Annotated in this window: 20 protein-coding genes; 7 read left to right on the top strand and 13 right to left on the bottom strand. The window is 68.7% G+C overall.

The window, feature by feature from the left end:
* Window positions 1-216: 216 nt before the first annotated feature.
* The 9 genes from ACIA6B_RS24630 to ACIA6B_RS24590 form a co-directional block, all read right to left on the bottom strand.
* Complete coding sequence (locus tag ACIA6B_RS24630; protein ID WP_396776698.1) at window positions 217-630, bottom strand: class I SAM-dependent methyltransferase; 414 nt, start codon at window positions 628-630, stop codon at window positions 217-219.
* Window positions 631-944: 314 nt separating this feature from the next.
* On the bottom strand, window positions 945-1,694 hold the full coding sequence (locus ACIA6B_RS24625) for a class I SAM-dependent methyltransferase (RefSeq protein WP_396776696.1): 750 nt from the start codon (window positions 1,692-1,694) through the stop codon (window positions 945-947).
* Window positions 1,695-1,735: 41 nt separating this feature from the next.
* Window positions 1,736-2,653, bottom strand: a complete 918-nt coding sequence (locus tag ACIA6B_RS24620) for a hypothetical protein (protein ID WP_396776695.1) — start codon at window positions 2,651-2,653, stop codon at window positions 1,736-1,738.
* 36 nt (window positions 2,654-2,689) lie between these two features.
* Window positions 2,690-3,820: a class II histone deacetylase gene (locus ACIA6B_RS24615; protein WP_396776693.1), complete on the bottom strand. Its 1,131-nt coding sequence runs from the start codon at window positions 3,818-3,820 to the stop codon at window positions 2,690-2,692.
* A 16-nt stretch (window positions 3,821-3,836) separates the two neighbouring features.
* Complete coding sequence (locus ACIA6B_RS24610; protein WP_396776942.1) at window positions 3,837-5,036, bottom strand: histidine decarboxylase; 1,200 nt, start codon at window positions 5,034-5,036, stop codon at window positions 3,837-3,839.
* Window positions 5,037-5,050: 14 nt separating this feature from the next.
* A complete protein-coding gene (locus ACIA6B_RS24605; RefSeq protein ID WP_396776691.1) occupies window positions 5,051-5,818 on the bottom strand; it encodes a hypothetical protein in 768 nt (255 codons plus the stop codon).
* 331 nt (window positions 5,819-6,149) lie between these two features.
* On the bottom strand, window positions 6,150-7,613 hold the full coding sequence (locus ACIA6B_RS24600; RefSeq protein WP_396776689.1) for an APC family permease: 1,464 nt from the start codon (window positions 7,611-7,613) through the stop codon (window positions 6,150-6,152).
* Complete coding sequence (locus tag ACIA6B_RS24595) at window positions 7,610-7,870, bottom strand: hypothetical protein (RefSeq protein ID WP_396776687.1); 261 nt, start codon at window positions 7,868-7,870, stop codon at window positions 7,610-7,612. The genes ACIA6B_RS24600 and ACIA6B_RS24595 overlap by 4 nt, the downstream gene beginning before the upstream one ends.
* Before the next feature lie 183 nt (window positions 7,871-8,053).
* A complete protein-coding gene (locus ACIA6B_RS24590; protein ID WP_396776686.1) occupies window positions 8,054-8,755 on the bottom strand; it encodes an N-acetyltransferase in 702 nt (233 codons plus the stop codon).
* Window positions 8,756-9,333: 578 nt separating this feature from the next.
* Here ACIA6B_RS24590 and ACIA6B_RS24585 point away from each other — a divergent pair.
* Window positions 9,334-10,716 (top strand): helix-turn-helix domain-containing protein, encoded by a 1,383-nt coding sequence (locus tag ACIA6B_RS24585; protein WP_396776684.1) that lies wholly within the window; start codon window positions 9,334-9,336, stop codon window positions 10,714-10,716.
* Entirely contained in the window at window positions 10,713-11,378 is a 666-nt protein-coding gene (locus tag ACIA6B_RS24580) for a 2'-5' RNA ligase family protein (protein ID WP_396776682.1), read from the top strand. Before ACIA6B_RS24585 ends, ACIA6B_RS24580 begins: the two co-directional genes overlap by 4 nt.
* Window positions 11,379-11,654: 276 nt before the next feature.
* On the opposite strand, the gene ACIA6B_RS24575 is transcribed toward ACIA6B_RS24580, so the two are convergent.
* Both ACIA6B_RS24575 and ACIA6B_RS24570 read right to left on the bottom strand, forming a co-directional pair.
* Window positions 11,655-12,185 (bottom strand): NUDIX hydrolase, encoded by a 531-nt coding sequence (locus ACIA6B_RS24575; RefSeq protein ID WP_396776680.1) that lies wholly within the window; start codon window positions 12,183-12,185, stop codon window positions 11,655-11,657.
* A complete protein-coding gene (locus ACIA6B_RS24570; RefSeq protein ID WP_396776678.1) occupies window positions 12,185-13,531 on the bottom strand; it encodes a hypothetical protein in 1,347 nt (448 codons plus the stop codon). Before ACIA6B_RS24570 ends, ACIA6B_RS24575 begins: the two co-directional genes overlap by 1 nt.
* 218 nt (window positions 13,532-13,749) lie before the next feature.
* On the opposite strand from ACIA6B_RS24570, the gene ACIA6B_RS24565 reads away from it, so the two are divergent.
* The 5 genes from ACIA6B_RS24565 to murG all read left to right on the top strand — a co-directional run bounded on the left by ACIA6B_RS24565 (window position 13,750) and on the right by murG (window position 18,717).
* The gene (locus ACIA6B_RS24565) at window positions 13,750-14,787 is read left to right on the top strand and encodes a dTDP-glucose 4,6-dehydratase (protein ID WP_396776676.1); all 1,038 of its coding nucleotides are present in this window, start codon (window positions 13,750-13,752) and stop codon (window positions 14,785-14,787) included.
* Window positions 14,777-15,814, top strand: a complete 1,038-nt coding sequence (locus tag ACIA6B_RS24560) for an ATP-grasp domain-containing protein (RefSeq protein WP_396776674.1) — start codon at window positions 14,777-14,779, stop codon at window positions 15,812-15,814. The genes ACIA6B_RS24565 and ACIA6B_RS24560 overlap by 11 nt, the downstream gene beginning before the upstream one ends.
* On the top strand, window positions 15,811-16,944 hold the full coding sequence (locus ACIA6B_RS24555) for a DegT/DnrJ/EryC1/StrS family aminotransferase (RefSeq protein ID WP_396776672.1): 1,134 nt from the start codon (window positions 15,811-15,813) through the stop codon (window positions 16,942-16,944). Before ACIA6B_RS24560 ends, ACIA6B_RS24555 begins: the two co-directional genes overlap by 4 nt.
* Window positions 16,945-17,027: 83 nt before the next feature.
* The gene (locus ACIA6B_RS24550) at window positions 17,028-17,468 is read left to right on the top strand and encodes a low molecular weight protein-tyrosine-phosphatase (protein ID WP_396776670.1); all 441 of its coding nucleotides are present in this window, start codon (window positions 17,028-17,030) and stop codon (window positions 17,466-17,468) included.
* Window positions 17,469-17,553: 85 nt separating this feature from the next.
* Complete coding sequence (gene murG / locus ACIA6B_RS24545) at window positions 17,554-18,717, top strand: undecaprenyldiphospho-muramoylpentapeptide beta-N-acetylglucosaminyltransferase (protein ID WP_396776668.1); 1,164 nt, start codon at window positions 17,554-17,556, stop codon at window positions 18,715-18,717.
* Window positions 18,718-19,712: 995 nt separating this feature from the next.
* Here murG and ACIA6B_RS24540 read toward each other — a convergent pair.
* Window positions 19,713-21,179, bottom strand: a complete 1,467-nt coding sequence (locus ACIA6B_RS24540) for a tyrosine-type recombinase/integrase (RefSeq protein WP_396776666.1) — start codon at window positions 21,177-21,179, stop codon at window positions 19,713-19,715.
* A gap of 93 nt (window positions 21,180-21,272) precedes the next feature.
* On the bottom strand, window positions 21,273-21,548 hold the full coding sequence (locus ACIA6B_RS24535; RefSeq protein WP_396776664.1) for a helix-turn-helix domain-containing protein: 276 nt from the start codon (window positions 21,546-21,548) through the stop codon (window positions 21,273-21,275).
* Window positions 21,549-21,627: the final 79 nt, after the last annotated feature.

Below are 21,627 nucleotides of genomic sequence, written 5' to 3'. Positions count from 1 at the left end.
CTGCGCGCCTAGCAACGCGAACGGAGGATCCGGGTCAGGCCCTTCATGATCTTGTGCGCCCGAAGGGACTCGAACCCCTAACCTTCTGATCCGTAGGCGCCTCCGGCGCACAAACCGTCGGCCGAAGCAGGTGTTCACCTACCGACCGCTGGTCACGCACCGTGACGCCCGGTCGGCGGAGATGAGTGATGCCTGCGATACGTTTTCCACTGCCCTTTACGTGTATGCGGTTAGGTCGGCGAGGATCAGCCAGCCGCCGGGGCGTAGCCGGTCGATGATCTGTCGGATCACGGCGTTCGGATCGGGCAGGGCACCGTGCATCCAGCGGGCGACGGCGACGTCGAAGCTGCCGGGTTCGCCGGGCAGCTCGTCGGCGTCGAGGGACGCGTTGGTGGACGTCGATGACGCCTGTCGGTGCGCGGTAGCTGGTGTCGCGGTCGACGGCCTTACGTTGCCGCTTGGGCCGACGAGGCGGGCGAGGCGGGTGGTCAGCTCGCCGGTGCCGGCGCCGATGTCCAGCACGCGCTGGCCCGCCTGGATCGGGATGCGGTCCAGGGCATGGTGGATGGCCGGGTCGAGGAGTTCGAGCAGCCGCGGTGGACGTTGACGACCGATTGGGGTTCTCGTCACCATGGCGCTCCTGATCGTGTTGACTTTCGGGCGTAGGTCGCGGTGGAACTCGCGGGGCTGGTGGCGATGTCCGTGGGTGCCAGTTGCGGCGGGTGGCCGGAGCGGGCAGGGGTCCGCTTGCGCCGGCGGCAGATTCCGGGTGTCTGCCGCCGGCCTGGCCGACCCGTCGGGCCCTCATCCCGGCGTGGTCGTCCTAGCGGTGCCGCTACCCTGGGCGGTGGAGGCCCGGCACCGCTATCCGGTGACCACCTCGGGGGTGGTCGCCGGACGTGCCGCTGGAGGTTGCCGATCCCCCAGCGGCACGGCTCGGGCAGCTAGGCGGGTTTGCGGGCGTGTAGGCCCCGGCGCTCGATCGAGCGCAGTACGAGGTGATGATCGGTCATGACCGTCTGGAAGTAGTCGATGTCGTCGGCGGGGATGCCGAGGGCCTGGAGGGTGGTCCGGGCATGGTGGACGATGCCGGCGAGGACGTTGCAGCCGGGTCTGCCGCCGGTCCACGTCTCCGACGCGGCGCTCAGGCACACCCCTTGCATGCCCCGGCTGTGCAGAAATTCCTCAAGGTCGGCAGGCCAGCGACCGGTGCCGCCGGCGCCGAGGGTCGTGTCGTAGAGCCTGCGCACGATGCGATTGATCAGCTCCTCGTCGCCCGAGGTGGCGGCGCGGTGCACATGCGGGCGAGTGTCCGTGACATCGGCGAGGACAAGCCATCCGCCCGGCCGGAGGCGGGCGAGCATGCGGTCGATCAGCGCGGCCGGGTCGACCAGCCGGTGGTACGGCCAACGCGCGACGACCAGGTCAAAGCTAGCGGCGTCGCCGGGCACCGCGTCGGGGTTGACGGCGACGTCGCGGCTGTAGACGTCCACCACGGCGCTCGGGTTCAGGTGGGTGGTGTCGTCGTCGACCGCGACGACACGACCCAGCGGGCCGACGGCGCGAGCGAGGTAGGCGGTCACGTGGCCCGTCCCGGCGCCGATCTCCAACACCCGCGACCCGGGGGAGACGTCGAGCTGGTTGATCTGCTGAATGATGGGCGGGTCGAGCAGTTCCCGCAGCGGTGCGGACATCCCGGCGGCGTGTGTCTTTGTCATCGTCTTCGCTCCAGGCGTCAGGTGCGGTCGGTGATGCAGACCGTTTGTGGGTGAGTGACCCAATGGGTTTTGCGGCGGGGCCGCAGGTACGGCGGCGGGGCCGCGACGGGTTGGCCTGCGGTCGGCGGTTCCCACCAGCGGCTCGGAGCGTGGGTGCGGTTCAGCAGGAGCAGGTACACCTGGGCACGCCAGCCGGACGCGGTGAGCGTCGCGGCTTCGTAGGCGAGAACCTGCCCGGTGTGGGCATCCAGGATCAGCAGGTGCCGGGTACGGCCGTGCTCGCTGAACGCGGCGATGCCGACCCCGACGCGGCCGGCCCGGTCCGTCGTCGCGGGGTGCGCGGTGAGGCCCGCGGTGTCGGCCAAAACCCGCGCCGCGAGTTGCCGTTGCAACCGGTCGGGGCTGTGCCACATCGCCAGTTGGGCCAGCTCGTCCACCAATGCCGGCGGTTCGACCTGCCACTGTCCGTCGAACTGGGCTGCGCTGATAAGTAACTCACCGCTTATGTAGGAGTGCGCCACGTGCCCCGCCCGGTCGAATGCCGGTTCCCACCAGTCGTGTGCCACCTGCTGGCGGGGGTGTCGTACCGCCAGCTCCGCGCCGGATTCGTCGGCGGCGTACCAGCGCACCACATCGCTTTCTTCCACGCCGCCGGAGTCGTAGCGCCACAGGTGATGCCGCACCACCGCGTACCTGCCGGGCGTGGTGTCGCACGCCTCGGCGGTGATACGTCCGGCCAGGTCCAGTAGCACCAGGCGCGCCGGGCCGCCGGGACGCAGCCGCACCCCCGCCGTCGGCGGTGAGAGGCGGCGGTGCGACGTCGGCGACGGCACCGCGCAGTCGTTGTCAGCGCTGCCGTAGACGGCTGCCGGTGGGACGGGTGGCGGCGCGGTGGTCACTGCGGCGACCGCGGCGATGAGGGTCGCCGTGGTCACGGCGGTGATGGTGGGGTTCGGGATCATGACGGGGCGTCAGCCGGCCGGGACGGTCGCGGTGATGCGCGGTACCAGGCGGGCGGCTCGGTCGATGACGTCCTGTTGGTGGGGCAGCATCGGCGCGGCGGCGTATCCGGCGGTGATACCGGCGAGGGGATCGCTGAGGTTGCCGTTGCGTCCGATCAGGCCCTCGACGAAGCCGACCATGCACCACGGTGCCATCTCGGGGTTGTAGCCGCCCTCGCTGATCGCGACGACCCGGCCGTCGCACAGCCGGTCGGCCGCTTTGGTCAGCAGCGAGGCCATCTGCCGGTAGGAGTCCACGACCAGCGCCTGGCGGGCCAGTGGTTCGAAGCAGCCGCCGTCGAACCCCACCGGAACGATGATCAAGTCGGGTTGGAATCGTTTCAGTGCGGGGAGCACGACCTGGTTCATGGCGTAGAGCCAGGCGGCGTGGCCGCTGCCCAGGGGCAGCGGAACGTTGATGGTGTATCCCTCGCCGGTGCCGGCGCCGGTCTCCTCGATCCACCCGGAGTCGGGCGGAAAGGAGCCGGCCTCGTGGATGCTGATGTGCATCACGGTCGGATCGTCATAGAACAGCTGCTGGCCGCCGTTGCCGTGGTGCGTGTCCAGATCAACGATCGCGACCCGGCGCAACCCGAGCTGGATCTGGGCGTGCCGGGCGGCGAGCGCCGCATTGTTGAACACGCAGAAGCCCATCCCGGCGTCGGCGACGGCGTGATGCCCGGGAGGCCTCACCAGCGCGAAACCGTTGGTGAGGTTCTCGGACGCGACGGCGGTGACGAGGTCCAGAACGCCGCCGGCGGCTAGGCGCGCGATCTCGTCGCTGCCTCGACCCAACGGGGTGAAGCCGTCGCCAGCGTCGCCTCCCCGCGGTTGGGCGCTCGCCTGCGCCACCCGCTGCACGTACGCGTCGGTGTGCACGCGCAGCAGCTCGCCGATCCATGCGGGGCGCGCCCGAACCCTCGTCATCATGTCCAGCAGGCCGGTGACGTCGAGTAGCTCGAAGCCCCTGCGCTTGGTCCGGCCGCTCTCGACGTGCGCGTCGGGCTCGACGCCGTGCAACGGGTCGGCCGGCAGCATGAGAGCGGCTGTGCCGGTGTCGTGCCAGAAGAACAACGTGTCGGTCATGAAACCGGTCGCCATCGTGGCCTCTCCTTCATCAATGGGTGCTGGTGGTGATCAGGCCGGAGTCGTCGGCCGGTGCGCGGGGTCGCGGTGCCGCCGGGCGAGGTGTGGCGGCGGCCAGATCGGTGACGAACGCGTCGATCTGGGTGCGGGTGATGCCGGGCATGCAGATCAGGTGACTCACGGCGCCCTCGGTGGCCAGCACCCACCGCGTCCGCACCTCAGCGGGTGGGGTGTCGAGCACCACGGTCATCGCGTGTTCATGGCGCCAGGCGCGCCAGCCGATCGCAGTGATCTGCGCGACGGCGTAGGCGGCCAGCTCGCGGGCGTGCACCGCCCGCCAGCGATGTCCCTCCCGGCCCTGCACGGCGATGGCATGCCACAGCAGCGCCGCCGCCAGCCCGCATCGGGAGCCGCTGATCGTGGTGTCCACGGTGCCGGTGTAGGCGATCGGCTGACCGAGGGTGCGGACGGTGTCGCGGACCAGGACCACACCGCTTGGCACGGGCGTGCCGAGGAACTTATGGCCGCTGATGGCGATGCTGCCGATGCCGGCGGCATCATCGAGACGCAACCGCCCGTCCAGCGCGAGCGGAATGCCGGACAGGGCGGCGTCGACGTGCAGGTGCCCCCCGGCCGGGTGTTCCGCCAGGAGATCCCGTATCCGGGCGGTGTCGTCGACGGCCTCTGTCAGGGTGGTGCCAGCGGTGCCGACCACGATCGCGGGGTATCGCTTACGGCGGCGGAGCTGCGCGGCCAGGTCGTTGTAGTCCATCTCTCCGCGCTCGTCGGCCCGCACCGGCACGCCGTGAGCGCCGAGGACATCAACGAGTTTGGGGATGGAGTAGTGCGCGGCCCGGGAGTAAAAGACCCGGGCGGTGGGGTAGCGGCGTCTGCCGGCGTAGAGCGCGGCGAGGTTGTCCTCAGTGCCGCCGGTGGTCACATACCCCCACCGGTCGAGGGCTGGCATGGCGACGAGGTCCGCGGTCCAGGCGACCACGGCCCGCTCCAGAACGCGGGTATGGGCGATGCCGCCGGCATCACTCGGGTCCCCGATGTTGTTCCAGAGCCGGCTTCCGAGCCGCCGCAACACCGCGTCGTGGTTCACGTCGACAGCGCCCGGGTAGCCGATCGTGGTCGCCGCCGACGCATCCGCACCGCCCACGAGCTGGTCGAGGACCGCTGCGACGTCGATGCGATCCTGGCTGAGGTCGGCGGCGGCGGCCAGATCCATCACCCCGGCCGCCGTCACACGTCACGTCCGGGATTCAAGTGAGCCGTCAGCAGTTCGTGCAGGGCGGTGAGCCGCTGCCACATCTGCTGGTGGTCGTGATCCCCACGGCTGGTCAGATCCGCATACCGCCGGTAGGAGTCGTAGTGATCTATGTCGACCGGGTGGGTGCACCGGATCCCATTGTCCCCGAGCGCGTGATAGGCATCGCGGTCGACCTGCATCGCGGTGCCATCCACCAGCTGGGCGAAGCAGCGGCCGGGGATCCGCTGCGACGCTCCCAGGATTCCCGCGTTCAGGGTCTCGTGCAGGGACGGGGCGATGTCGGACCATCTGCCCTGGTCGGTGTCGAGCGTGCTGACCCCCACACCCAGATACCGCGCCCCGGCCGGCAGGTACACGTCCTTCCCGTTGATCATGGATCGGGACGTGTCCAGCGGGTGCCACTGCGCGCCGGCCGCGGCGATGTGACCCCGGGCGGTGACAGTCAGGTCGTCGAGCAGAGTCGGCAGGTGGTAGGCGTCCCGGCTGTCGCGAAACAGCCGGGAGGCGGTGTGGATCAGCCGTGCGCCGGGCTCGTTGGGTGCGTCAGAGACGAAGAACAGCAGCAGCGCGTGCGGACCAAGCGCCTCCCGGGTACCGAACCTCAGCCCCGCCGACGACAGGTGGCCCGTGTTGGCCCGCTTGAGGCGGGACCCGACCTGCCACCGCAGTGAGGCCAACGTCCTCGCGTCCACTGACTCGTAACCGAAGCGCGGCTCGGCGGGCTGCTGCTCGTCCGCCATGGCCGGATCGGGTGCGGCATGCGGCTCGAACGCCGGGGCGGGCCCCGGGGGCGGTGGCACTGTCGGATAGACCACAGGCGGTTGACTGGGCCCCGGCCATGCCGCCTCGGGCGGCCCGCCTGTGGCCATCGGCGGTGGACCCGGCGGCGCGGGATGCCGGCGCGCCGGAGGTTGCGGGGCCGCGTACGGTGCGACGGGGTGTCGGGGTGTCGGTGGCTGCCGCTGCGGCGGCGGCCCGTACGACGGGTCGTCTCGGACGGGCTCGCCGTAGTGGCCGCCCTGACGGTGAGAGGTGTGCACGGTGCCGGGGTTCGATCGCATCGCCGAGGCCTCAGATCGACTCGGAGATGTTGTCCGGCACCGCGTTACGGCGCGGTTGGCCCTGGCCGATCCCAGCCGAAACCTCCGGCCTCGACCGCTCCAGTCGGGCCCCCCACGCCGCGCCCACCATCGCGGTGACCGCCAAGGACGCCGGCAGCAGCAGCGGATACAACGACCCCGAGACGGCACCCAACAGCGAGCCGGCGTTGACAACCATGACCGCCAGCACCACCAAGCCGCCGAGCACGCCGAGCGTCGGCGCGATCCGCCACCGCCACCAACTCCACCCCTCGCCACGCACCCCGGCCGGGGCCCGCAGCGCGGCCACCGACGCGGCCAGCAGCAGACACAACAAGCCCATCGCGCCCAACGCCGACAACCACGAGAACATCACCCGCACCGGATCCAGCCCCGCCACGGCGAACGCGCCGACCACCACAGCGGCAAGGGTCGACTGGGCCAGCGACGCCTCGCGCGGCGCCGCTACCTGCTGGCCGGTTGAGGACTGCGCCAGCCAGCCGGGCAGCACCTGCTCGCGGCCCATCGCGAACCCGTACCGGGCCACGGTGTGGTGGAACACCAGCATCGAGGTGACGATCGCCGCGACCAGCAGCACCTCTGCCAGCAGCACGCACCACCCACCGAGCCGGGCGAGCACCGAGAACGGCAAACCGCTGTCGGGGTCTGCCGCGACCGCGGCGACCGCCCGAGGGCCGACCGCCACGCCCATCGCCCACGACGCCACCGCGTACACCCCACCGAGCAGGAGCACCCCACCGACCGTGGCCCGGTAGATCGCGCCACGATCGGTGGCCTCCTCACCCAGCGACCCCGGAACGTCGACACCCATCAGCGCCGCCACGCACAACGCGCACGCCCCGCCGACACCACCGACCGTCAGCTCAGCCGCCGAGAACCCCGTCCACGGCGACCCGCCGCCCGGCGCCGGCGCACCAAGGCCCGCGACCACGAACAACGCCACCACCAGCAGCGACAGCAGCAGCACCACCGCGACCACCCGGGTCGACGTCACGATCGTGTGGACCCCGAGCCACCCCACCACGACCAGCGCGGCCAGCGCCCACACCCACCACGCCCCGCCCACGGCGGCGGCAGCCACCGACCCGAGCAGGCCGTACAAGCTGATCTGAATCGCGTTGTACGCCGCCAAGGCCACCAGGCCGCCGGCCACACCCCACCGCCGACCCAAACCCGCCGCCAGGATCCCGTAGTACGCCGCCGGATGCCCCACCCGCACCGCCATCGCCGCATACCCCACCGCCAACAACCCGACGACCCCGGTCACCGCCACGAACACCAGCGGCAAAGCCACCACACCCGTGGCCGCGAACGTGGTCACGATGCCGCCAACGAGCACCACCATTGGTGCCGACGCCGCCGCGCCCACCACCCGCAACCCGAACGGAGTCGCCGTGCCGCGTTGCAGCGCCACCGGCACATACGTCGACCTCACCGGCTCTCCTCCATCGGATAGCCGGGGCACGACGCGGCGCGGCAGCCCGACGTCGGGTGATCCTTGACCGCCTGCTCAGACACCGCCACCAGATGCAGCGCCGTCGGCCTGACCGGGCCGCGCCGCCAGTAGCGGCGCTGGACCCCCAACGCTCCCATGGCGGCCTCGACGTCGTGGGTGTGGCCGAACAGGTCGTGCCGTCCGTCGGGCCACTGTCGGCGAATTGCGACGCCCAGACCGAGCCCGGCCGACGTCACGTCTCCCGCGACCGTGACAGCAGCACCAAACCCACGAGACCGACGCCGAGTTCTCAGCCACGGCCGTGCACGACGCCCCCGTAAGGACGCCCTTGCACGGAAGCGGGGAATCGCGGACAGCATGAGGGATGCCTCCAATTGGCTGAGGGGTGAATGAAGGGGATTCCGCTCGGTTGATCCGCCTCAACCGGTAGCAGGTAATTTCTGACCTCTAGTACTTGCAAAATTCCGATCGACGGAGATCAGATCGCCACTGCAAGGCGCAGCGCGATGTAGTCGGGTACGGCGCGGCAATAGACGATCCTGCTCGGACGTGGGTAGTCGTCGCCACATTCGCCACAGCACCGGACCACCGGAGCCCAACAGAACCGGTGACCGTGGCACGTAGCCGAGCTGGCCCAGCAAGCTCTCACGAGGTTCGCTGCTGCACACCTGTGCGTATGCTGGCAGCCCTTCGGCATCCACGGCCTGGTGACAGTGCTCCAGCACGGCCTTCGCGGCTGCACCCTGCCCGGGACGGTTTGCGATCTGTGCCAGGTAGTGATGCGGCGTGTGCGGCGCCACCGCGTGCAGTACTGCGATCCGCGCCGCCATCGGGCCGAGCACCCGGCGCAGCTCATACGTCCACCCCCCACCCGCCGCCGGGAACTCCAGCCGTGAAAACCACACCGCGACCGCCGCACGATCCTCGGTCGTATCGACCCGGCCGTGCTGCACTGCTTGCATGAGCACGAACTCGGCATAACTTCGTAGTGCCCGATCACGAACGCCCGCGTCAGGTACCAGCCATGCACCTAACGCGCCGGCTGACAGAGTGCAGGCCAGAAGCGCGGCGAGCTCGGGAATATCGTCTTCGGTAGCGCAGATCACCGTTGCAACCGACATCTGTGGAGCGAGTGCCTGACGAGCAGCATCGGCACGTCCGACTAGCCGGTTGGACACAGACTGCGAAACTTCTATCCCTAGCTGGACGTCCATGCTATTGACCACCCAAGTCCGTACGCTTGTAGCGCGCTGCTGTCACCGCCAAGAGGCCGGTGTGATCGGCAGGAGCAATGGCATCCTGTCTCCCCCTCCGTAAGCCGCTCGACAACCCCTCAGCGGTACGTCGCCGAGGTGCACACAGCGACTTAAGGCGAGATCGGCCGATGTCGGCCAGGCTCGGCAGCGGGTTCCGACAATCCGCCGACATTCCCGTGACAGTGACCTCTCGCAGTAAGGAATGTCAGCGAAATGTCGGGAGTCGAGGGCTGCTCTTGTGGGTGATGACGCTGCCCGCGTTCGATGCCCGTGTGACCGCCTACCATGCGACCACCGGCAGGCATCGATCTGGCCAACGGGCGTCTGACCGATGCGGTAGGCGGCTATGGGTGGCGTGCAGCTCTCTGACGGGCTTGATGTAGCTCGGCAACCGAGGAACTATATGGCTATGCCCGCCCGATTCGGCACAAGCTGTAACCGCCATGCTCGTGGGATGGGAGTGGGTAGCGTTGATTGACAGCGACGAGATCAGGACCGCCCGCCGTGCACTCGGTCGCCGTCTGGCTCAGCTCCGAAGAGCTAGCGGTCACACCCAGCACGAGTTTGCGCGGCTCATGCAGTACGGGCGCAGTTCCGTGGCGAACACCGAGACTGGTCACCAACACCCCGACCGAACTTTTTGGTCGCGCTGCGACACGTTGCTACGAAGCGGGGGCGTGCTCGTCGCTGAGTACGATCGCATCACCGAGTTAGACCGCCGCCTACGCCGCGCGTCGGCGATTCAGAGCACGGCTGTGTCAGGGCCGATGGCCCCGGTCGCCAGTTTCAGTCGTGGTGTTCCAGGGGCGGATGACCACGATGTTCTGTGGGAATGCGAGGATAGTGTTGATGCTCGCCGACTCGCGCTGAAGTCCTCCACGGACGACGACGCCCGCCTAGCGTACGTCGAACTGGAGGTTCGACAGGCAATCGCCGACAACGAACGCCTCACCCCGGCAGCACTAATGACACGCATGCGGCCGCTACGCCGCTACGTTGACCGGCTCATGGCAGGCAGGCAACATCCACCGCAACGCGCTCGGCTCTACGCCGTCGCCGCCCATCTGTCCGGACTTCTCGGCGCGCTCGCCTTGGACCTCGGCGTGTTCGGCTTGGCACACGCCTACGCCGCCGAAGCGTTCGACCTCGCCGAGGCCGCCCAGCAGCCCGAAGTGCAAGCCTGGACGCGGGCCACGCAGAGCCTCATCGCTTTCTACACCGGCGATTATCATGATGCGCTGGCCTACGCTCAGGACGGTCTGCGCCGCAGCGGCACCGGCGAACACCGCATTCGACTCACGATCAACGGGCAGGCCCGAGCCCTCGCCCGTCTCGGTGACCGGTACGGCGTCGACCGCGCCGTGGACCGTGCATTCACCCTGCTGTCCGACTGCCCGGCCAGTTCGGAGGTCAGCGCGAGTCTTGCCCTCGGCCCGTACTGCGAGGCTAGGACTGCGGCCAATGCGGCGACCGCCTACCTGGCGCTCGGCCGCACCGCAGGCGTCACCAGTCACCTCGCCACCGCCATCGCCGCATTCGACACCGCAGAGCTCGCCGGCCCCCGAGCACTAAGCCGCCTAGACCTGGCCACTGCGCACCTGCACGCCAGCGACCCCGATCCGGAGCAGGCCGCAATGCTGGCAGAGGAAGCACTCGTCCTCACTGCAGACCAGCGCTTCGAGTCGGTCCATCAACGTACCCGCCAGTTCCTCACCACCGCCCAGCCGTTCGCCCGTCACGCGGCGTTGCGGCACGTCGCCGACGTGCTCGTCGACCGCACACAGGTCGGTGCCACCGCTCAGCCCGCTCTACCATCGTTGTCATGAGCAGCCGGGAACTGGCCAACCTGCACGAGCGTTGGACCGCCTACCAGGAACTGCCCGAACTCACCAACCACTGGTACTGGCGCCCGGGCTGGCGAGCCGGCCGTCAGTTCTACACCTGGCACCTCACCTTCGAACGCCGGCCTGAACTGCATCGCCTCGTCACCGACCTGCAACGCCCACTCGCTCTGCCCGGACTGGATCTGGTGCCGCTCGACGGACTGCACCTGACCATGCAAGGACTCGGTTTCACCGACGAGGTCAATAACGGCGACATCGAAGCGATCGTCGCTGAAACCCGGCAACGCTGCACCAAACTGCAGCCTCTGGAGCTGTCACTTGGCCCGGTTGACCCCGATGCGGAAGGAGTCGGCTTGCTTGTGCGTCCCTGGCACCGCGTCGAACAACTCCGCGCTACCATCCGCGAGGCCATCGGCGCGGTATGGCAGACCGTACCGGAGGCCATGGAAGGTTTCCGGCCCCACGTCACGATCGCCTACAGCGGCTCACAAGCACCGGCCGGACCGATCCGCGACTGCCTCAACGACCTCCGTCACCAGCAGCCTGCCCGGGTAACCATCCGACAGGCCACACTGATTGCGCTGCGCCGAGAATACCGTGCCTACAGGTGGACAACTGTGGCTGTCGCGCCCCTCACGGGATAAGTGACCTGACTGACCAGCTCGCGACTATCGTCCTCGGCCTACTCAAGACGCTGGCTCCGCTGTGGTCCATTTCCAACAGACTGGCGACGGTCGGGCTTGGCGGGGCGGCCAGCACCGGGTTTACCACGTGCTGTCAGCACCGCGATGGCGCATGGAGCCCCCAGGCGCAGCAGCTCCCTTTCCCGAGCCATTGAGCCGCCGAAGGAACCACCGACCGCAGCCGCGACACCGGATTCGGGTGCGAGGCCACAAGGACGTGTAGAGGCATCGACCCGCCTAACGTGGTGCGCAGAGCAGAAGACTGAGAGCTGCGACAGTCGTGCCCGCTACGACGTCGCGTTTAGCGATGAGGGCGGGGATGTCGGTCAGAGGGATCCATGCGATTGTCTGACTTTCGTGAGCGTCTTCCGGTGGTCCGAGGTGTTGTGCCCGCGCGGCGGTGTAAATGTGGTGCTCGCTGGTGAGTAGTCCGGGTGAGGGTTGGACATAGACCAGTGGAGTGATGGGTCCCTCGGCGCGCCATCCGGTTTCCTCTTGTGCCTCGCGGACGGCCGCGGCGGCGGGGGTTTCGTGCGGACGAATGCTGCCTTGAGGGATTTCCCACGCCCAGGTGTCGGTGATGAATCGGTGTCGCCAGATGAGGAGTACCCTGGCGTTGATCACGATGGCGAGGCCGGCGCCGGGTGCCGCGGTGCGGATGATGCGGTGGTCAAGGTGGCGGCCGTCGGGTAGTTCGACGTCGGCGCTGGCGAGGTGGACCCATGGGTCTTGGTAGAGGGTCCGTTCGGAGTGGATCTTCCAGCGCATCAGGGTCCTGTCGGTTCGTCGGTGTGGTGTTGTGCTCGTTCCAGGAACGCGGCGACGGTGGGTTCGGTTGCGTGTGATGTCAAGGCGGTGGTGACCTGCCGGATACGGTCGGTGAGTCGGCCGGACTCCATGCCCGTGAGTTGGTCGAGCATGTGGTGGCCGGCCTCGGTGGCGCGGTCGAGGTCGCCTTGCGCGGTGAGCACGAGGGCTAGACCGGCGTGACGATGGACTTTCGCACGTGGGTGGGTGGTGCGAGCGGTGCGGACGGATTCTTCGGCGTAGGTGCGGGCGGCGGTGAGGTCGCCGAGGCGTCGTAGTGCTTCGGCGACTTGGGTTTCGATCAGGCCGGGTTGGACGTAGGAGATTTCTACGGGACCGGTCGTCGGGTCGAGGCGCGCGGCGAGGGTTTCGGCTTGGCGGAGGTGCGGGTGGCTGCTGGTCGCGTCGCGCATGCGGGCGTACGCCTTGCCGGCGAGGGCGTGCAGGTCGGCGGCCAGGGCTGATGAGATGGCGGAGCCGCTGGAGCGTAGAGCGGCTTGGGCGCATTGGACGACGAGCCGGTCTTCGTGCAGGTGCAACGCTTGGTTGGCCATGACGGCGACGATGTAGGCGCCGAGCGCGCGGTCGCCGGATGCTTTGGCCAGCCGCAGGGCGGTGTGTAGGTGGCGTTGTGCTAGCGCTTGGCGGTTGGCGTCGTAGGCGCAGACGCCGGCGAGCGCCGCCAGTCCGGCGACGGCTTGGAAGAGGTCACGTCCGCGGTTGTTGTCGTAAGCCGCGCGCAGTAGAGGGGCAGCTTGGTCGGTGAGGGTGGCCAGGACGCGGGCGTGTACGGGTACGCCGCCGACGCGGCGGTACATCTCCTGGTAGCGATCCCGGGCCAGGCGCAGTCGTTGCACGTCCACGCGGTCGACGCGGTGGTGGCCGCTGCCGGGGTCGCGGCTGTAGGCGAGGTTGCCCTCGTCGGGCGGGTGCTCCCATTCCCATAGCGGGGCGACGGCTTGAGCGCCGGCCACGGGTTTGCGCGGATGGTGGCCCCTCTGGTCCCCCCGCCACAGCGCGGTGGCTCGGTCGATGACTGCAGGCAGGGCTGACGGCTCCCGATCCTGGTCCCGGGCCATTCCGATGTCGGCGAGGGTCACGGGAGCGCCGAGGCGATCTTCGATGATGCGGCAGATCAGCAGGGGAACCGGGTGTCGGGGGATGGCGTGGTCGCGGATCCACCGGGCGACGGATGCGTGGTCGTAGTGCAAGGCGGTGTCGAGGGCGTTCAGGTGCCGCGCCAGGGCGGAGTGCGACAGCGCGGCGCGGTCGAGGAGAGCATCGAGCAGGATGTTCGCCTCCGCCATGTCTTCAGCCTAGAGACGATGGCGCGGTGAGCGAAGGGGTGTGAGCCCTTCACACCCTGTGTGAGTTCGTCGAGTCGGCGGTCCTGAACGCACACTGCCCCCGACCGCCGTCATTCCATAGCGTCGATGCATCGGCGCGGTGGTCGACGCCGCGACAGGCTCGGCCATCGCGACCGCCGGTGTCCCCCTCAGTCCAGAGACAGGAAGAGGTCGTGCACATGACGATGCAGGAGTCCGAGCCGCGCAGAAGGAAGACCCAGCGAGTCCTCGTCACTGGCGGCGCCGGGTTCATCGGCTCACACTTCGTCAAGCGGTTGCTTGCCGCCGGGGGCGTTGAGGTGACGGTGGTCGACGCGCTGACCTACGCGGCGCATCTGGGCAACTTGAGTGCCGCGCTCGACGACGGGCTCGTCACATTCGTGCAGGGGACGTTGGACGATCGGCGGTTGGTCGACCGGCTGGTGGCCGAGCACGACGCCGTTGTGCACTTCGCGGCGGAGTCGCACGTCACGCGGTCGCTCGGAGACGCCGGGTCGTTCGTGCAGACCAACGTGGTGGGCACCTTCCACCTGCTCGATGCCGCCCGCAGCTACGGGGTCGACAAGTTCGTGCACGTGTCGACCGACGAGGTGTACGGCCCGCTGCGCACCGGCACCGCCGGCGAGGGCGACCCGCTGCGCCCGACCGTGCCGTACGCGGCGTCGAAGGCGGCGGCGGAGCAGATCGCGATGTCGTACTTCCACACCTACGACGTGCCGGTATGCATCACCCGCTCAGTCAACAACTACGGCCCCGGGCAGCACCACGAGAAACTGGTGCCACTGTTCGTCACCAGGCTGCTGTCCGGTCAGAAGGTGACCCTGCACGGACGAGGTCAGCACGTGCGCAACTGGTTGCACGTCGAGGACAACTGCCAGGGCATCGACCTGGTCATGCGCAGAGGACTACCCGGGGAGGCCTACAACATCGGCGGCGGCACCTACCTGACGAACAGGGAGATGACCGCTCTGCTCCTCGCCGAGATCGGCGCGGACTGGGATCGCGTCGAATACGGCCCCGACCGCCTGGCCAACGACATCCGGTACTCCGTCGATCCGCGCAAGGCCCGCGACGACCTCGGCTACCAGCCTGTCTGGGACCTGGCGGCCGGGTTGGCCCAGACCGTGCAGTGGTACCGCGACAACCCCGACCGCTGGGAATCCCCCCAGCTCGCCGCCACCACAACCACCCCGAACGGACCCGGCCATGTCGGCTGACCTCACAGGGCAGACGCTGCTGGTCACCGCCGTCGGCGGCGCCCCGGGCTTCGACCTGGCACGGACCTTGCAGCACCGCGGCCACCACGTCATCGGCGCCGACGCGAACAGACTTGCCGCAGGGCTCTTCCTGCCGGGCCTCACTCCCGTCGTAGTCCCGCCCAGCAGCGACCCCCGATACCTCAGCGCCCTGCTCGACATCTGCCGGTCGCAGCAACCCGCCGCGCTGATCCCCACCGCCGAGAGCGAGATCCTCCGCCTCATCCCCATCCGCGACGAGCTGGCCGCCCTCGGCGTCCGAACCTGGCTGCCCAGCCTCACCGCCATGGCCGCCTGCCACGACAAAGCCGCCTTCCACCGGCGCGCCCTCGATCATGGCGTCCCGACACCGCGCACGTGGCTACCGGACAACCTCGACCAGATCCCGCCCGGCACCGACCTGATCGTCAAACCACGACGCGGCCACGGCGCAAAAGGCGTCACCGTCTGCCACACACCGACACAGGCGCGCGTGCTGTGCGAATTGACCGACGACCCGATCGTGCAGGAACTCGTCTCCGGGACGGAGTTCACCGCCGACTGCCTCATCGACCACAACGGCACCGTCTCCATCATCACCCGTGACCGGCTCGTGGTCCGCAACGGCCTGGCCGTGGCCGCGCGCACCTTCCACGACGACCAGGTCGCCGAGACCGTCACGGCCACCCTCGCCGCAGTCGGCATGACCGGCCTGTGCTGCGTCCAGGGATTCCGCACCCCTCATCCGCGCCGAGTCCTCATCACCGAGGTCAACGCACGAGTCGCCGGGGCCTTCCCGATCAGCGAGGCCGCCGGCGCCGACCTCACCGGCCAATTCCTCAACGGGCTCTTCGACCGCCCCATCGACCACCACCGGCTCCGGGCCGCCACCGACATCCACCTCATCAAGTACGTGGAAACGATCGCCGCCGGTCAACCGCCGCTGACCGCCACCGGACCGATCCCCTCCCCAGTCCCACCACGAGACCTGACCGGGAGCGCCCGATGACCTTCGCCATGCCCGGCGGCGCGAGCCGCAACGCCGGCCCCATCCTCTACGGGCCCGAGATCACCGCGGTCGCCGATGCCCTCCTCGCTGGCCACTACGGCCACGGCCCGCTCACCGAACGCTTCGAACGCGACCTCGCACGCTTCCTGGACGTCCCCGACGTCGTGGCTGTCGCCACCGGCACCGCCGCGATGCACCTGGCGCTACTCGAAGCGGGCATCGGCCCCGGCGACGAGGTGATCGTCCCGTCACTGACCTTCTGCTCCACCATCCAAGCGATCGTGGCCACCGGCGCCGACCCGGTCTTCATCGACGTCGACAACAACAACCTCTGCGTGCGCCCCGATGACGTCCTCGCCGCCATAACGCCGGCCACCAGGGCGGTCCTGCCCGTGCTCTACTCCGGCCGAGCCGTCGACCTCACCGGCATCCAGCACCACCTCGATGCGCGTGGCATCCTCACCATCGAAGACGCGGCGCAGGCATTCGGCTCCGACCTCAACGGCCGCCTCGTCGGCGCCAACCCACACGTCGTGACGTGCTTCTCCTTCGGCCCGATGAAGAACCTCACCTGCGGCGAAGGAGGAGCGATCGTCCCCCGCACACCCCAGCAGGCGCAGACGCTGCGCCGCATGAGAACGGTCGGTATCGCACAGACCCTCGCCCAACGAGCCGACAGCACCACCTACGACGTGATCGGCTTCGGCATCCGCGCCCACCTGCAATCCCTCAACGCCGCGATCGGCTCCGCCCAGCTGGCCCACTTCACACACGCCCGCACGATCCGCCAGCAACTCTGGCGCCACTACACGCAGGCCCTCGCCGGCGTCCCCGGGGCCGAGATGACCGACGTCGACATCGACCACACCGTCCCGTTCAACTGCGTCATCCAGGTACCCGACCGGGACCAGGTTCTCCGCCGCATGCGCGCCGCGGGCGTCGGCGTCGGCGTTCACTACCCGCCGAACCATCTCCAGCCCGCCTTCGCGCGCTGGACGACCGACCTGCCGGTCACCGAGGACATCGGGCGCCGGATCCTCAGCCTTCCCTTCCACCCCTCCCTGCGACCCGAGGACGTCAACCTCGTCGTGGCCGCCCTGCACGACGCTCTGAGCAGCCGGAATCCGTAGGCCGCTACCACCTTCGGCACGTCGGCCCTGGTCAAGACGGCCTAGCGGCGAGCCACGCACCACCCATTCGGGAAGGACTCCGCATGCCAGGCGCATCACCTCGAAAGCGAATCCTCGTCGTCTGTCTTGGCAACCACTGCCGAAGCCCTCTTGCCGCAGCGATCCTCACCAGCCGGGGCCACGACACCGTCACCGTCCGCTCGGCCGCCCTGCACGCCGGCCGGCTCCTCCACCAGCCCGCACACCCCCTGATGGTGCAGGCCGCCGAAGCCCTCGGCCATGACATCAGCAGCCACCGCGGCACACAACTCACCGCGGAGATGCTCCACTGGGCCGACTCCATCCTGGCAATGGACCGGTCGATCCTCGGGCAGCTACACCAACAGGCCGACCCCGAGGACCGGCCAAAGGTGACCCTCTACCTCCCCGGCGCAGACGTACCCGACCCCTGGGGAAAATCCCCCGCCGCATTCACCGCCTCCGCCGCCATGATCGAGCAGGCAGCGGACCACCACCTCCGATAGCCACGAGACACCCGCAACACGCGCATACCACCCGCTAAACTGCCTCGATCGCGTCCGGCACCGAACCCCCGGAGTGGTAACCCGCATGGCCCTCTACAGCGCCCAACGCCTACGCAGCCTGCGCCTGCTCGTCACCGGCGGCGGCACCGGCGGACACACCTACCCGGCGCTGACCGCCATCGTCACACTCCAAGAACGGCTCGCCGAAGCCGACGCCACCCCGGAACTCCTCTGGGTCGGCGTCGCCGACGGCCTCGAAGCCACCATCGCCCAACGTCACCACATCCCGTTCAAGGCGATCACCACCGGGAAACTACGACGCTCACCCAACCCCCGCGAACTCGGCCGCAACATCGTCGACGCCTTCCGCATCCCCATCGGCATCGCGCAAGCCGCCCTCACCGTCGCCCGCACCCGCCCCGCCGTCGTCCTCAGCACCGGCGGCTACGTCTCCGTCCCCATCGGCCTCGCCGCGAGGCTCTTCGGCGTCCCCTACCTACTCCACGAACAAACACTCATCCTCGGCCTGGCCAACCGCATCCTCGCCCGCGTCGCCACCCGCATCCTGCTCAGCCACGAAGCATCCCTACAACACCTGACCCCCCGCGCCCGCAATCGCGCCGTCGTCACCGGCAACCCCATCCGGCCCGCCGTCCTACGCGGCGACCCCGCGAAGGCCCTCGCCGCCTACGACCTGGACCCCCAGATCCCCCTAGTCCTCGTCACCGGCGGCGCTTCCGGCGCCCAACAGATCAACAGACTGGTCGCACAGGCGCTACCGCACCTCCTCAACCATTGCCAGATCGTGCACCAATGCGGCAGTCTCAACCACGCCGAGATGCAGCAGGCCGCCCGCGACCTACCCCCACCACTCGCAACCCGCTACCGCGTCGTTGACTTCATTCACGACGACATGCCCGACCTCCTCGCCGCCGCCACCGTCGTCGTCGCCCGCAGCGGAGCCGGCACCGTCGCCGAACTCACCGCCCTCGGCAAACCCAGCATCCTCATCCCCTACCCCCACTCCGCAGGCGACGAGCAACGCATCACCGCACGACACCTTGCCGACACCGGCGCCGCCGTGATACTCGACGACCACCGAGCCACCGCCGACAACCTCACCCACAACCTCACCCACCTCCTGACTAACCGCGAACACCGCATCGCCATGGCCCAGGCCGCTACCGCACAAGGCCGCCCAGACGCCGCCAGCCGACTCGTCACCGAAATCCTGCGCGCCGCGACCTAGACGCTGCCTCGCAGCGACTGTGCCATTACGTTGGCGTTGCACGATGACGATGCCTGGAGCGAGACGGAACGCCCAGCGAGTTGCTGCAGCTACCGCATTACCTCCGCGCCGGCCGCGCGGCTGGGCGACAAAGACGTCGACAGACGGCGCACGCTCGGAGGGTGGATGGGTGGACCACCACACCGACCGCCCCAAACCGGCACGGATTATCGATTGGCTGGCGCGAGCACGACGACCCGCAACAGCACCGCGCTCATCGGGGAGCTTCGGGTCGTGCAGCAGCGCGGCCTCTGCCTGCTCGACGGCTCGAGCGGTGTGCCCAAGTCGGTATTTCCACACCGCTCTTCAGTCAGCGCAACGCGGCGACTTGGTCGCATCCCGACCGGTAGGCGACCCGCTCACCTGGGCGGCGGGCCGCCTGCCGGCCCGCCACGTTAATTGAACCGAGACGGCACGCAAGAAAGCTTGCGGACCAGGCGATGACTGCTCGGCTCGTCCACCTTGATGCAGACAGCCAGGGTTGCCGCGGTTGTTCTGGCTCACCGGCAAATCTCGCTGACGAAGGCTGTCATCGCAGCCAAGCAAGCCGCGAGAGCGCTCAACAGGGCCGCCCATTCAGCCAACGGCCGCCCCTTCCGCTTGCCTCTGCGACTACTCGGCCGAAGCCTCTTGTGCCTGAGCTTCGTTAGTTTCATCAGACCTGCGCTCCTACCTACGGTGTCAGTGCAGGTTGGGGGCGGCACCCCGGGCCCGCGAAGCCATCGGTGCCGCCCCTTCCCATGCCTGCGGTTGCCCGCTCCTGCACAACGACCAAGGTGACGCGAGGTCACATGTGGCACTCGTTCCAACACCTGCGATACCGCAGCCGCAAATAGGGTCAATAGCCTCTAACCTGGAGTTTCTTTCCGAGCGAATCGGACCCATTGTGCGACTTTCTGCTTCATGCAAATTGCATATAGCAAGCCAGCGCGGGTGCCGATCCACTAGATCCGACGCTACGCCGCCTTGGGGCGGTTGCGGCGCGGGATCAGCTTGGTCGTCGCCTCGGCCGTGGTCTTCTTCAGCTCCGCCAGCACGGAGGTGTAGGTGTCGGCGGTCAGGTTGTAGGAGGAGTGGCCGAGGGTGTCCTGGATCTCCTTGATGGTTGCCCCGGTGGCGAGCATCAGGGTCGCGGCGACGTGCCGTAGGTCGTGGAACCGTACCGGTGGCAGCCCTTTGCGTTCAACGAGCCGGTCGAACCGGCCGGTGACCGTTTCCGGGTGCCAGGGCTGGCCGTCGCGTTGCCTGACGAAGAAGATGTCGCCGTCGACCCAGGCGTCACCGGCGATGACCTTCCATGCGGCCCGGCGCGACAGGTACCGACGGAGGCTCGTTACGCTCTCGTCGCTGAGGTCAACGACACGGTCCCCGGCTGCCGACTTCACCGTCTTCTCGACGATCTTGTAACCGACGCTGGTGCGCTGGGTGGTGATGGTGATCGCGGCGGCCTCCAGGTCCACGTCGTAGTCGTGCAGGCCGCACAGTTCGCCCCGGCGTGGCCCCCGGTGGACAGCCAGGTCGAACAGGGCATATAGCTCGGGGTCCTGGGCTTCGGCGAAGTCCAGGAACTCGCCTACCTGCGTTGGTGTCCAGACCATGACCGGGCTGGGTCGCTGCCCTGTGCGGCGCCACCGGTTGACCGCCACATCGGTCCACAGGCGAGGCTTGGGTGGCCTGCCGGATTTCAGCTCGACCGACTCGGCCGGGTTGTGCTCGAGCAGTTTGTGGCGGTAGAGCCGGCGCGCGTCGTTGAGTGCCTTACGTAGCGTCGCGAGGATTCGCTGTTGGCTTGCGGCGCCGACCGTGCGGATCCCCTTGACCGTTTCGCGGATCTCTCTGACCGGACTCGCCTTGGCGGTAAGGATCTCGGTGTTGCGCGCGTCGATCGTCGCGAACACCGATTCGATGTGCGCTACGCCGAGTTCCTGCAACACGACCTGCCCGAGATGCGGCGTCCAGTACTTGTCGATGTGGTCCTGGTAGCTGCGCCGGGTCGCGGGCGCCAGCTTGGTCCGACCCTTGATCCACTCGGCGAGGTACTCGCCGAGGGTGAGGCGGTTGTCGATGGGCGCGTCGGCGCGGATGCGGCGGGCGACGTGGTCGGTGTCGGGGAGGGGCTGGTTTGGCTTGCATGCCTGCAGCAGGTCGGCGATTTGCCGACGTAGCACCTCGTCGCGGCCGGCGAGGTCGAGCAGCTTGCGGGTGTGGTCGCGTTCCTGTGCGGCCTCGTCGCGGGTGTCGAAGCCGGTGCGGCGTAGTTGCCGCCGCTCTCCGGCGGCATTGGTTGGAAGTTCGATTTGGTACCGCCACGAGCCGTGGTGGGGGTTCCAGCCGCTGCCGCGGCGCAGCTTGGGGCATTGGGCGCCGAGGCGCTTGCCGTCTTTGCGGCAGCTGCAGCGTTTGGTGATGGATCCGTCTGCCATGACGAGTTCTCTCCTCGCCGATGCCGCCGGTGGTGAGCATCGGATTGTCGGGTGTCCGTTGGATGGTGATCACCGCTCGTTTTGTCGGCGTGATCAAGTCGTGAGCGGCGGGGTGGGGTGTTCGGTGGGGACGCCGAGGGCGGTGAGGATCGCGGCGACGGAGACTCGGTAGCGGGATCCGACTCGCAGCACCGGCACCGGTAGCCGGTTCCGGCGTGCCAGTTCGTAGGCGCTGCTGCGAGAGAGGCCGAAGATCTCGCCGACGGTGGCGACATCGGTGACCGCCCCGAGCGCGCGGATGCGCTCGATGGTCCACACCGAGGCGGGCAAGGCGGTCACTCCTGCGGAAGTGCTGGCAGTGCCATCCATGAGGTCTCGTCCTTTGGTAGAGAGGAAGGGGCCCGCCACCGTGGTGGCGGGCCCCTTCGGATGGATGTTCCGCTGGTGC

Origin of the sequence: Micromonospora sp. NPDC051141, from assembly GCF_044455765.1 — a bacterium.
Taxonomy (GTDB): Bacteria; Actinomycetota; Actinomycetes; order Mycobacteriales; family Micromonosporaceae; genus Micromonospora.
Note: the sequence above shows the minus strand (reverse complement) of the source record. Positions and strands in the feature narration are given on the sequence as shown.